The 12,790-nt window shown below is 62.4% G+C and carries 11 protein-coding genes; 10 read left to right on the top strand and 1 reads right to left on the bottom strand.

Annotated features, from left to right (window positions below; genetic code table 11):
* The first annotated feature begins 212 nt into the window (after positions 1-212).
* The 5 genes from KZO83_RS05995 to KZO83_RS05975 all read left to right on the top strand — a co-directional run bounded on the left by KZO83_RS05995 (position 213) and on the right by KZO83_RS05975 (position 6,090).
* The gene (locus KZO83_RS05995; protein ID WP_247620114.1) at positions 213-1,529 is read left to right on the top strand and encodes an L-fuconate dehydratase; all 1,317 of its coding nucleotides are present in this window, start codon (positions 213-215) and stop codon (positions 1,527-1,529) included.
* Positions 1,530-1,735: 206 nt separating this feature from the next.
* Positions 1,736-2,806 carry a TRAP transporter substrate-binding protein gene (locus tag KZO83_RS05990; RefSeq protein ID WP_247620113.1) on the top strand — a complete coding sequence of 357 codons (1,071 nt, stop codon included), beginning with the start codon at positions 1,736-1,738 and terminating at the stop codon, positions 2,804-2,806.
* A 101-nt stretch (positions 2,807-2,907) separates the two neighbouring features.
* Positions 2,908-3,390: a TRAP transporter small permease gene (locus KZO83_RS05985; protein WP_247620112.1), complete on the top strand. Its 483-nt coding sequence runs from the start codon at positions 2,908-2,910 to the stop codon at positions 3,388-3,390.
* Positions 3,387-4,643 carry a TRAP transporter large permease gene (locus KZO83_RS05980; protein ID WP_178999916.1) on the top strand — a complete coding sequence of 419 codons (1,257 nt, stop codon included), beginning with the start codon at positions 3,387-3,389 and terminating at the stop codon, positions 4,641-4,643. Before KZO83_RS05985 ends, KZO83_RS05980 begins: the two co-directional genes overlap by 4 nt.
* 25 nt (positions 4,644-4,668) lie before the next feature.
* The gene (locus KZO83_RS05975) at positions 4,669-6,090 is read left to right on the top strand and encodes an FAD-binding oxidoreductase (protein ID WP_247620111.1); all 1,422 of its coding nucleotides are present in this window, start codon (positions 4,669-4,671) and stop codon (positions 6,088-6,090) included.
* A 35-nt stretch (positions 6,091-6,125) separates the two neighbouring features.
* Here the strand turns inward: KZO83_RS05975 and KZO83_RS05970 are convergent, their stop codons facing one another.
* Positions 6,126-6,881, bottom strand: a complete 756-nt coding sequence (locus tag KZO83_RS05970; RefSeq protein ID WP_178999914.1) for a FadR/GntR family transcriptional regulator — start codon at positions 6,879-6,881, stop codon at positions 6,126-6,128.
* Positions 6,882-7,042: 161 nt separating this feature from the next.
* Here KZO83_RS05970 and KZO83_RS05965 point away from each other — a divergent pair, with 161 nt between their 5' ends.
* The 5 genes from KZO83_RS05965 to KZO83_RS05945 all read left to right on the top strand — a co-directional run bounded on the left by KZO83_RS05965 (position 7,043) and on the right by KZO83_RS05945 (position 12,765).
* Positions 7,043-7,783, top strand: a complete 741-nt coding sequence (locus KZO83_RS05965; RefSeq protein WP_247620110.1) for an SDR family oxidoreductase — start codon at positions 7,043-7,045, stop codon at positions 7,781-7,783.
* 100 nt (positions 7,784-7,883) lie between these two features.
* Complete coding sequence (locus KZO83_RS05960) at positions 7,884-8,726, top strand: fumarylacetoacetate hydrolase family protein (protein WP_247620109.1); 843 nt, start codon at positions 7,884-7,886, stop codon at positions 8,724-8,726.
* Between the two features lie 219 nt (positions 8,727-8,945).
* A complete protein-coding gene (locus tag KZO83_RS05955; RefSeq protein WP_247620108.1) occupies positions 8,946-9,995 on the top strand; it encodes a zinc-binding alcohol dehydrogenase family protein in 1,050 nt (349 codons plus the stop codon).
* Positions 9,992-11,632, top strand: coding sequence for a UxaA family hydrolase (locus KZO83_RS05950; protein ID WP_247620107.1), 1,641 nt, complete (start codon positions 9,992-9,994; stop codon positions 11,630-11,632). Before KZO83_RS05955 ends, KZO83_RS05950 begins: the two co-directional genes overlap by 4 nt.
* Positions 11,629-12,765: a mannitol dehydrogenase family protein gene (locus KZO83_RS05945; protein WP_261529135.1), complete on the top strand. Its 1,137-nt coding sequence runs from the start codon at positions 11,629-11,631 to the stop codon at positions 12,763-12,765. Before KZO83_RS05950 ends, KZO83_RS05945 begins: the two co-directional genes overlap by 4 nt.
* Positions 12,766-12,790: the final 25 nt, after the last annotated feature.

The following is a 12,790-nucleotide window of genomic DNA, read 5'->3' as shown; positions in this document are numbered from 1 at the left end:
ACCAACGTCACAATATTGAATATTGCACACAATGTTCAATTAAAATCTTAACGCACCATGAGCAGCCCCGCGAGCCCTCGCATCACGCGATAACTAGAAGAAATCGCCACAATAAAATTGCGATTGGCCTGTTATTGATGGTTCGCCTTAGTCTGATCCTGAAAACACTCGTTGACGCGGCGCAGACCGCTCTCTCTTCAGGACCCTAGATCATGACCACGATTACCCACCTGCAAGCGCGTGATATTCGCTTCCCCACCTCGCGGCAGCTCGACGGCTCGGACGCCATGAACGCAGCGCCGGATTATTCGGCCACCTACGTGACCCTCACCACCGATGCCGACGATGACCATCAAGGCCATGGCCTGACCTTTACCATCGGGCGCGGCAACGATGTCTGCGTCAAGGGCGTCGAGGCGTTGGCCTCGCGTATTGTGGGGCGCGATCTCGACGCGATAACCGCCGATATGGGCACCTTCTGGCGCGATCTCACCAGTGGTGATAGCCAACTGCGTTGGCTGGGACCGGAAAAGGGCGTCATGCACCTGGCGGCGGCGGCCATCGTCAACGCCGTATGGGATCTATGGGCCAAGCGCGAAGGCAAACCGGTCTGGAAGCTGCTGGCGGACATGTCCCCCGAGCAACTGGTCCGCTGCCTGGACTTCCGTTTCGTCACCGACGCGCTGACGCCGCAAGAAGCCATCGCCCTACTCAAGCGCAAGGAAGCCGGCAAAGGCGAGCGCGAAGCCCATATGCGCGCCGAGGGCTATCCCGGGTATACCACTTCCGCCGGCTGGCTCGGCTACTCCGAGGACAAGATGCGGCGCCTGGCGCGCGAAGCGCTGGCCGAAGGCTGGACGCATTTCAAGCAGAAGGTCGGCGGCAACCTCGAGGAGGATCGCCAACGCGCCCGCATACTGCGCGACGAAATCGGCTGGGACCGCGAGTTGATGATGGACGCCAACCAGATGTGGGACGTGGACGAAGCCATCGCCAATATGCGCGACCTGGCGGAATTCGATCCATTATGGATCGAGGAGCCCACCAGCCCGGACGACATCCTCGGCCATGCCGAAATTCGTCGTCGTCTCGACCCCATGGGTGTCGCCACCGGCGAGCACTGCCATAACCGCGTAATGTTCAAGCAGCTATTGCAGGCCGAGGCCATCGACTATTGCCAGATCGATGCCGCGCGGCTGGGTGGACTCAACGAAGTGATCCTGGTGCTGCTGATGGCCGCCAAGTTTGATGTGCCGGTCTGCCCGCACGGCGGTGGCGTGGGGCTGTGCGAGTACACGCAGCACATCTCACTGTTCGACTATATCGCCGTCTCCGGCTCGCTGGACGGCCGCATCCTCGAATACGTCGACCATCTTCATGAGCATTTCGTCGATCCGGTACGCATTGAACGTGGCCGCTATCAGGTACCCGAAGCTCCCGGCTACAGCATCACCATGCATGACGACTCTCTCGAACGTCATCGCTACCCCGAGGGAGAGGCCTGGCATGCGGCTTCCAACGAAAATTAATTGGCCATCTACGACTAACGATGAAGTCTCAACGGGGGGCATCTAGGTGTATGTTCAACATTAAGATGCTCAAGAGCAGACACACACTCTGCCGTAGACATCGCGCGACCCATCAGTAGGCAAGGGTTTTTGGTGCAGGTCGCGATGATACCGGTGTCATTCGTGACACACATGCCAGCACTAACCATCAGTTCCAGGAGGACAAGATGACAACAACCACAACGACACGCTTTGTTTCGGTCGTCGGCGGCGCCTTTCTCGGCTTGACCGCACTGAGCGCCTCCGCGGCGACCGAAATGCCCGCGCTGCCCGACGTCACAGGCGACAAGGTTCAAGCCGATGGCGACTTCAAGATCAAATTCAGCATCGGTACTACGGAATCCGGCGCGCAATACCGCGGCCTCGAGTACTTCGAGAAGATCGTCGAACAACGTAGTGACGGGCACATCCAAGTGGATCTCTTCCCCGGTGCGCAGCTAGGCGATGACCGCGAAGCCACCAGCGCACTCCAGGCCGGCACGCTGGAAATGACCATGCCGTCCACCTCACCGCTCGTGAACATGTTCCCGCAGTTCGCCGTATTCGATCTGCCGTTCCTGTTCCCACAGCCGGAAATGGCGGATGCCGTGCTGGATGGCGAAATCGGCCAACAAATGCTGGAAGATGCGTCCTCTCAGGGACTGGTCGCCATCGGCTGGGGCGAGAATGGCTATCGCCAGTTGACCAACAGTCAGCATCCCGTCGAAAAGCCGGAAGATCTCGATGGTCTGAAGATCCGCACCATGGAAAACGATCTCCACCTTGATATCTGGCGGACACTGGGCGCCAATCCCACGCCGATGTCCTTCGCGGAACTGTTCACGGCGCTTGAGCAAGGTGTCGTCGATGGCCAGGAAAACCCCTGGATTACCATCGAGTCGTCCAAGTTCAACGAAGTTCAGGACTACGCCACTGAAACCAACCACGTTTATACGCCGTTCATTACCTTGGTCTCTGCACGCTTCTGGGACCGTCTACCGGAAGACTATCAGCAACTCCTGCGCGACGCGGCTACCAAGATGGGCGATTACCAGCGCCACGTAAGCCGTACGCTGAACGACCAGATCAAGCAGGACCTGAAAGATTCAGGCATGCAGATCACCGAACTGAGCCCCGAGCAAGTCAAGGTCTTCCAGGAGAAACTGGAACCGGTCTATGAAGATTGGCGCGATGAGATCGGCGGCGAGCTGATCGACAATATCCGCGAGCAGGTGCAGCAGGCACAAGAGCAAGAATAAGCACCACACATCCTCAGTAACACACGTACGCAGGGAAGGTCGGCCACGCCCTTCCCTGCTTTTGGCATCAACACGATAAGCATCCCCTCCTTGGAGGCTTCATGAAGTCACGTTCGGGTAACGCCTACTTGAACAAGCTGATAAGCGGATTGGACGTCATCATCGGGCTCCTCGTCATTGGCGTGGTCGTTACCGTCTCGATGAACGTCTTCGGACGCTTCTTATTCAGCTACTCCTTTGCCTGGGCAGCGGAAATCTCACGCTTGTTCTTCATCTGGATAGTGCTACTCGGTGCGGGCATCGCCAGTCTAACCAACGAACACGTCGCCGTGACCTTATTCAAGGACAAGGCGCCTCCCATACTGCAGAAGATTTTCGCCTTGCTTGCAGCAGCGATCATCTATGCCGTGTGCATCAGTATCTTCCTCGGTTTCAACAACATCATTTCAGGCTATGTGGGGACGACCCCCTTCCTGGGCATTTCCAAGACCGTCCTCTATAGCGCGATGGTGGTCATGGCAGTACTCACCATCATCGGTAACACCATTTTTCTCTATAAAGTCTTCAAGCGAGGTGCGGCATGATCCTATGGAGCATTCTCTTAGGGCTGTTCGCCTGCATCGTGATCGGCATGCCGATCTCGTTTGGCCTGGCCGCGATCTGCCTGTTCATCTTTCACTTCGCCGACTACGGCCTCTCCTCGCTAGTATCGGAAGCCGTCAACGGGCTTGATTCATTCCCCTTGCTGGCCATTCCTCTATTCATCCTCGTTGGCGAAGTCATGAGTTCGGGCGGCATCGCCAAGCGTCTTGTACGTCTAGCCAGTGCCATGGTCGGTTTCGTCGCCGGCGGTCTGGGCCAGGTGACCGTATTGACGTCGATGTTCTTCGGCGGCATCAGCGGCTCCGCCGTGGCGGACGCCTCCGCGGTGGGCAGCATGATGATCAACCCCATGAAGCAACACGGCTATTCGGGGCCGCGCGCCACCGCCATCGTCGTCGCCGCTTCGGTGGTCGGCATCATCATTCCACCGTCCATCCCGATGATTCTCTTCGGGGTCGTGACCGGCACCTCGATTTCGCAGCTGTTCATGGCAGGTATCGTACCGGGGATTCTGATCACCATGGGCCTCGCCATGGCGACGTATTTCCAGTCCAAGAAGACCGGCTCCGCGCAGCCGTTCGACTTCAAGGAACTGATCGCCGCCCTCAAGGACTCGGTACTCGCGTTGCTGCTGCCGATCATCATCGTCGGCGGGATCTTGAGCGGTGTCTTCACGCCCACTGAAAGCGCCGCGATCGCCCTGCTGTACGCCGTGGTGGTCTCGATGTTCGTGTATCGAAGCCTCACCTTGAAAAGCTTCTTCGCCCTGTGCGTTTCCACCGGCCGTTTGACCGGGGTCGTCCTACTGTTGCTGGCATTTGCCAGCGTCCTGGCGTGGCTTTTGACCGCCAATCTGATTCCACAGCAGATCGTCGTCATGCTCTCGGAGCTATCCCAGAACAAGTACTTCATTCTGGGTATTCTGACGCTGTTCCTGTTGGTCGTGGGCTTCTTCATGGACCTCACACCGGCCATGGTCATTCTGGCGCCGTTGATGACGCCCGTGGTGGTCAAGCTTGGCATCGACCCGGTCTACTTCGGCGTCCTGATGTCGTTCGTACTCGGGATCGGCCTGATCACACCGCCAGTGGGCACCGTACTCTATGTCGGCTGCGGGGTCGGCAAGGTCAAGCTCGAAGAACTGGTCAAGAGCCTGCTGCCCTACTACTTCACGCTGATCGCGCTGCTCATCGCGTTCCTGGCCTTCCCCGGCCTGGTGCTCTGGTACAAGTGACATGAAAGGACAACGAGACGATACGATGCCGATCGATACCGCCGAGCTACATCGTTTTCTGACCGAGCTGCTGGGCGCTAGCGGGGTCATCGACGACCCCACGGAGTTTGCTCGCTACACCACCGACTGGGCCGGCGACAAAGGCGGCGATCCCTGGATGATCGCCCGTCCCAGAACCCCCGAACAGGTCGCCGACATCGTCGCGTTCTGTCATCGTCACCAGATTCCCATGGTGGCGCAGGGAGGCCATTCAGGTCTTGTCGGCGGCGCGCAACCCGATCCCGAGCGCGGCGAACTAATGATCAGCCTCGAGCGGCTTAATCGGATTCGGCATCTCGATCCCATCAACTTCAGCATGAGCGTCGATAGCGGCTGCATCCTGCAAAACGTCAAGGATGCCGCCGAAGAGGCGGATTGCTACTTCCCGCTCGCTCTCGGCGCACAAGGAAGTTGTCAGATAGGCGGCAACGTCTCCACCAACGCCGGCGGGCTCAATGTGTTGCGCTACGGCATGATGCGCCAGTTGGTGCTCGGGCTCGAGGTCGTGCTGCCCGACGGTCGCCTGTGGAACGGCATGCATGCCCTGCATAAGGACAACCGCGGTTACGACCTCAAGCAGTTGTTCATCGGTGCCGAAGGCACGCTGGGCATCGTCACCGGCGCTGTGCTCAAGCTCGCGCCTCGGCCGCAGACGAGTCGCACCGCACTGATCGCGGTGCCCGATGTCGCCTCGGCTTTGGCGCTGTACGCTCAGGCACGCCGTAGTTGCTGCGACCTGCTCTCGGCGTTCGAGTTGATTCCTCGCGTATGCATGGAACTGGCTTTCGAAGCGGCGCCCGACCTCCCCGACCCACTCGACGAAGCGCATCCGGTCTATGTCTTGATGGAAGTCTCGGCCAGTGGCCCGGCGGATCTCGATACGATGATCGAGCATCTCTTCGAGACGGGCTCGGAGCAGGAGCATGTGTTGGATGGCGTACTCGCTAGCAGCGAGACGCAGGCAGCGCAACTATGGCAGATTCGTGAGAGCATGCTGGAAGGCCAGCAGATGCGTGGCGAACACCTGCGCACCGATATCTCGCTGCCCATTTCGTCGTTGACGGCGTTCTGTGACGCCGCCAATCACGCCATGGCCCAGCGCTCGCCGGAGACACAGGTCATCGCCTACGGCCACATCGGCGACGGAAACCTCCACTTCAACCTCCTACCGCCCGCGAGTCTCGATCTCGAGGCCAAGAAGGCGCTATTACATGAGCTGGAAGAGGTCTTGTTCGATCTCGTCGATGCGCACCATGGCAGCATCAGTGCCGAGCACGGCATCGGGCGCGTCAAACAGGTACCTTTCCTCGAGGATTTGGGCGAGACCGAGTACGAGCTCTTGAAAGGTCTCAAGCACCTCTTCGACCCAGAGGGACTAATGGCAGCCGGCCGCATTCTGCCGCGTTGATCTCGGGAAAGCCCGATATCGGGTAGACACGACCACTACTCCGCGAAAAACACCCGCAGTACATGATCGAGGTGGACTTCCATGGCCTGGCGTGCCGCCGCCGGGTCACGCGCCTCGATCGCTGCCACCAGGCGCTCGTGATCCTCCTGCGAGCGCTGTGGCATACCGGTTTCCATGAACAATTCCTGCAGGCGCCGGAACATGACTCCGTACTGGTGGCCCAGCAGGTGCTTGATCAACAGCGCATAGGCCGCGTTGCCCGAGGCTTCGGCGATGCGGATGTGCAGCAATCGGTCCCCCGCCAGGTTTCCCCCACCGTGGTTGTTATCGTAAATGTTGCGCTCCAACGCCGCGCGTATGGCACTAAGGTCCTCGTCACTGGCGTTCATCGCCGCCAGGGCCGCATTCTCTGGTTCCAGATAACGCCGCGCCTGCAATAGGGAAAACGGCGGTATTTCCTCGTCGAGATTGAGTTCGATCTCACTGGTGAACTCAGGATCGAGCGCCCACGGTTCCTTGCGAGCCGCGGCCTGCATCACCGAGCCCGGCGGCATGGCATCGACTTCCTTTACCAACACCCCATGCCCCACGCGCACCTCGACGATGCCCACGACTTCCAGCGCGATCAGCGCCTCACGCACCGAGGCGCGGCTGACACCCAGTTGCTGCGCCAAATCCCGCTCGGGAGGTAATAGTGCCCCCGGGGGAAACTCACCGTCACGAATCAGTTGTTGCAACTGATCGGCGATCTGCCGATACAGGCGTTGTGAGCGAATGGTTTGAATCGGCATCGCGTCGTCTCTCCGCACCGCGTTGCGACTAAAGTTGATGGCAATTGACTTGCCGCCGAGACCTAGCCCAGTAGATGATGGCTCGACCATTGGTCAGGCCTCTGGATCTTCGAATGGCTGGCCGCGCTATGTTCCCACGTTCAGCAGGGATTCGCCACACCATGAGACTTCAACACAAGACCGCACTGGTCACCGCCGCGGGACAGGGCATCGGCCGCGCCACGGTGGAGCGCTTTCTCGCCGAGGGCGCCAGCGTCATCGCCACCGACATCGACCCCGGCCTGCTCGACGACCTCGACGACGTCCGGGTACACCGGCTGGACGTCACCCGGCACGCCGACATCGAGACGCTGGCCGACGAGATCGGCGGTATCGATATCCTCTTCAACTGTGCCGGCATGGTGCCGGGCGGCTCGATACTCGAATGCGACGACACCACTTGGGAGCGCAGCTTCGGCCTCAACGTGACCGCCATGTTCCATATGATTCAGGCCTTCCTCCCCGGCATGCTCAATCGAGGCGGCGGCAGTATCGTCAACATGGCTTCTCTGGCATCCAGCATCAAAGGTATCCCCAACCGCTTCGCCTACGGCACCACCAAGGCCGCCGTCATCGGCTTGACCAAGTCGGTGGCCGCCGACTACATGACGCAAGGCATCCGCTGCAATGCCATCTGCCCCGGCACTGTCGAATCGCCTTCGCTGCATCAGCGCATTGAGGCCCAAGCCCAACAACAGGGGCGCGACAAGGCCGCGGTGTTTCAGGACTTCATCGACCGCCAGCCCATGGGGCGGCTCGGAAAACCGGAAGAGATCGCCGCGCTGGCGACGTTTCTCGCCTCCGACGAAGCAGCGTTCATCACCGGCACCGCGCAGCTGATCGACGGCGGCTGGGCCAACTGATCGCGGCGCGATCGCCCGCAGCGCCCCGACACCGGCGCAGCGCTGGTGCTCGCTGACCATCAGTCTCAACTCACTAACGTGGTACATAAAAGGAAATCGCATGAAACTGCTACGCTTCGGCCCTCCGGGCCAGGAAAAGCCCGGCCTGCTGGATGCCAACGGCAAGATTCGCGACCTCTCGTCGCTGATCCAGGACGTCGCCGGCGAGTCGCTCGATGACACCGCCCTGGCGCGCATCGCCCAAGCCGATCACGAGAGCCTGCCGGAAGTCCCCGAAGGGACGCGTCTGGGGCCCTGCGTGGGTCGAGTCGGCAAGTTCATCTGCATCGGCCTCAACTACTCCGACCATGCGGCGGAGACCGGCGCCGAGGTGCCGCCGGAACCGGTGGTCTTCAACAAGTGGACCAGCGCCATCTGCGGTCCCAACGATGACGTGGAGATCCCCCGCGACTCGCAAAAGACCGACTGGGAGGTCGAGCTGGGTGTCGTCATCGGCAAGGGCGGACGCTACATCGACGAAGCCGATGCCATGAACCACGTGGCCGGCTACTGCGTGATCAACGACGTCTCCGAGCGGGAATTCCAGCTCGAGCGCAGCGGCAGCTGGGACAAGGGCAAGGGCTGCGACACCTTCGGCCCGCTCGGCCCCTGGCTGGTCACTCGGGACGAGATCGTCGATCCCCAGTCGCTCGACATGTGGCTGGAAGTCGACGGCAAGCGTTATCAGGACGGCAACAGCCGCACCATGGTCTATCAGATCCCCTACCTGGTCGCCTACCTGAGCCGCTTCATGAGCCTGCAGCCCGGCGATGTCATCTCCACCGGCACACCGCCGGGCGTCGGCGCCGGACAGAAGCCGCAGGTCTTCCTCAAGTCCGGCCAGACCATGCGCCTGGGCATCGAAGGCCTCGGCGAGCAGTGCCAGCGCACCAAACAGGCGTGATCGCGCCAGAGACCGCCCACGCGGCGGTCTCGGCCCTCATAGCGTGGCGTTAGACCAAAGACGACCACGACCTATGTCTAGCCCTGGTTGCTACTACAACGCTTGAAGTCAGGTCCATCGCTTGGGCATCTTGTTAGCCAATTGGCCTGACCTCTAGATCAAAAGACCGCTAGGTGACTGGCCTGACCATCCTGCCTGGCGATGCGCGAAGGAACCCTTATGCAAACGCTTGTCTGTACCCAACCCCGACACATGGAACTGCGCGACGTGCCCGAGCCGCAGTGCGCGCCCGGCGAGGCCATGCTCAGGATTCGTCGCGTGGGTATTTGCGGTACCGACATCCACGCCTATGGCGGCAATCAGCCCTACTTCACCTATCCCCGCGTGCTGGGCCACGAGCTGTCCGGCGATATCGTCGACGTCGGGGAAGGCGTCGACGAGGCGCTCGTCGGTCACAGCGCCTACGTGATCCCCTATCTGCATTGCGGTGAATGCCGCGCCTGCCGTCAGGGCAAGACCAATTGCTGCCAGCACATGCAGGTCATCGGCGTACATCGCGATGGCGGCATGGCGGAGTATCTCAGCGTGCCCATGGATCACCTGGTCACCTCGAGCACTCTCGACGCCGAACAGCTGGCGCTGGTCGAGTGCCTTTCCATCGGCGCGCACGCCGTGCGCCGCAGCGGCATCGAAGCCGACGAGCTGGCCGTAGTGGTCGGCGCCGGGCCAATCGGCATCGGCATCGTGCAAATCGCCCAGAGCCGTGGAGCGCGGGTGCTGGTGGTGGACACCAACCGCGACCGCCTGGCCTTCTGCCGCGACACGTTAGGTGTGGATGGTGTGCTGCACGCGCTGGACGACGACGTGGAAGCTGCCATCGAGCGTCACAATGACGGCGCCCTGGCCGATGTCGTATTCGACGCCACGGGCAATCCCGCCGCCATGAATCGCGGCTTCGATTTTGCCGGCCATGGCGGTCGCTACGTGCTGGTGAGCGTGGTCAAGGCCGACATCACCTTCAACGATCCTGACTTCCACAAGCGCGAGCTCAGCCTACTGGGCAGCCGCAATGCCACGCGTGAAGACTTCGAGACGGTGGCCCGCCTGATGGAAGAAGGCCGCCTGCAGTCGACGGCAATGATCACGCATCGCAGCCGTTATACCGACCTTCCCTCGTTGATGCCGCAGTGGTGCGACCCGGCGACCGGCGTCATCAAAGCGATGGTGACGTTCGATGATGCCACCGCTGATGGAGGTCGCTCGGCATGACCCAGACCATCGTCTCCGACCAGCTTCAGCAGCGCAGTCTGCGTGTCCATGCCCACGACAACGTGCGTGTTGCACTGCGCGACTTGCCCGAAGGCATGGAGATCGACGACAACGGCCACCGCCTGTGTCTGTCCGAAGCCGTACAGCACAAACACAAGTTCACGTTGCACGCCATGCAACCCGATGAACTCATCGTGATGTATGGCGTGACCGTGGGACGTGTCGTTGAGCCCATCGCCGCAGGCGCCGCCATCACCACGGCCAACGTCGAACACGCCACCGCCGACGCCGAGCCCCAGGGCTGCCGCGCGCAGTGGGATGCCCCGGACGTCAGCGCCTTCACCGGGCAGACCTTCGACGGCTACCACCGCCCCGACGGGCGCGTGGGCACCGCCAACCACTGGCTGGTCGTGCCCCTGGTGTTCTGCGAGAACCGCAACATCGAGGTACTGCGCCAGTGCGTCGAGGATGCCATCGGCGACGACCCCTACCGGGATTACAAGCACATGGCCCGCCGCATGCTCCACGGCGATGCGCAGGCGGCGCCGGCCGCGACGCCCGACGCGTCCCTGTTCCCGAACGTCGACGGCGTGCGCTTTCTGACTCACACGCTGGGCTGCGGCGGTACCGACGACGATGCTCAGGCGCTGTGCCAACTTCTCGCCGGCTACATCTGCCATCCCAACGTGGCCGGCGCCACGGTGCTTAGCCTGGGATGCCAGAAGGCCCAGATCGAGATGCTCAAGGAGGCGGTGGCCAAGCGCGACCCCGAAGGCCTGCGCCCCGTTCACTATTTCGAGCAGCAGGCCACCGACACGGAGCCCGAGCTGATTCGCCAGGCACTGGGCAGCATCTTCGACGGTCTCAAGGTCGCCAACGCCGTCGAACGGCGCCCGGCGCCGCTGTCCGAGCTCACCATCGGCGTGGAATGCGGCGGCTCCGACGGCTTCTCCGGGCTTTCGGCCAATCCGCTGGTGGGCGCCGTCATCGACCGCCTGGCGGCGCTGGGCGGCAGCGGCATCCTGAGCGAGTTCCCCGAGCTGTGCGGTGTCGAACACGAACTGGTGGCGCGCTGCCGCGATGACGCCACGGCCTCGCGCTTTCGGCAGCTCATGGAGGCCTACCAGCGTCACGCCGCCTCGGTGGGCGCGCATTTCTCGATGAATCCCTCGCCCGGCAACATTCGCGACGGCCTAATCACCGACGCCATGAAGTCCGCCGGCGCGGCCAAGAAAGGCGGCGACAGCCCCATCGTCGATGTCCTGGACTACACCGAGCCCCAGGTGCGCAAGGGCCTCAACCTGCTCTGCTCGCCGGGCAACGACGTCGAGTCCACCACCGCCCTGGTCGGCTCCGGCGCCAATCTGGTGATGTTCACCACCGGCCTCGGCACGCCCACCGGCAACCCCGTCACGCCGGTCCTGAAGCTCGCCAGCAACAGCGAGCTGGCGCAGCGCATGCACGATGTCATCGACTTCGACGCCGGGCCCATCATTCGCGGCGAGGCGGATATCGCCGAGCTCGCCGACGAACTCCTGCGCCTGTGCATCGACACCGCCTCGGGGCGTTACCGCACCAAGGCCATGCGCCTCTCGCAGCTCGATTTCATTCCCTGGAAACGCGGAGTCTCCCTGTGACAGCGCCAACGCTCGCCGAGGCCGGCATCGTGCAGTTTGGCACCAGCCGCTTCCTGCTGGGCCACGTGGCCGCGTTCGTGCACGCCTCGAGAGAGGCCGGCCACACGCGCGACGGCATCCTCGTGGTCCAGACCTCGCCGCGCGAGGCCGGCAAGCAAAAGGCCCGCGACCTGGACACGCACCGGCAGTACCCCCTGGCGATTCGCGGCCGTCGCGACGGCCGCGACATCGACACCCGCGAGACCGTCACCAGCATCGCCGGCTGCTGGATCGCCGACGAACAGTGGGACGCGCTGGAACGACACGTCGTCGAGCACGCCCGTTTCGTGGTGTCCAACACCGGCGACAGCGGCTACCGCGTCGATGACGACAGCGCCCTGGCATCGGTGCCGCAAAGCTTTCCGGGCAAGCTCGCCAAGCTGCTGCACGCGCGCTACCGCGCGGGACGCGAGGGCCTCACCGTGCTGCCCTGCGAGCTGGTCAGCCGCAACGGCGAGCAGCTCCTGGCCCTGGTGCGGGAACTGGCGCAGCGCGACTACGCCGATGCCGACTTCGACACCTGGCTGACGACCCGCTGTCTATGGGCCAACACCCTCGTCGACCGCATCGTCTCGGCGGCCCTGGAACCGGTGGGTGCCGTCGCCGAGCCGTATGCGCTCTGGGCCATCGAGGACCAGCCCGGCCTCGAACTGCCCTGCCGGCATCCCGACGTGCAGCGCGTGACCTCCCTGGCCCCCTACGAGATGCGCAAGCTGCACATCCTCAATCTGGCGCATACCTATCTCGTCCACCGCTGGCAGCACGAGCCTCGATCGCACATCCGCTTCGTGCGCGAGGTCATGGACGACCCGGCATGGGCGGCGGAACTGCGCCAGGTGCTCGACGACGAAGTACTGCCCACCCTGGCGGAACACCTCGAGCGGCCCTCTATCGAGGCCTATCGCGACGCCACGCTCGAGCGTTTCGCCAACCCTTATCTCGACCACGCCCTGCAGGACATCGCCCAGCACCACGCCACGAAGTGCCAGCGACGCCTGCAACCCGTGGTCGAATCGGCGCGCCGACGAGGCATCGCCACGCCGCGACTCGATGACGCCATATCGAGCGCTCAATCCACGACGCATTCCCGGTAACCCGACCGCACGACCGACAACAACC

This window comes from Chromohalobacter moromii (genome assembly GCF_023091865.1).
Taxonomy (GTDB): Bacteria; Pseudomonadota; Gammaproteobacteria; order Pseudomonadales; family Halomonadaceae; genus Chromohalobacter; species Chromohalobacter moromii.
Note: the sequence above shows the minus strand (reverse complement) of the source record. Positions and strands in the feature narration are given on the sequence as shown.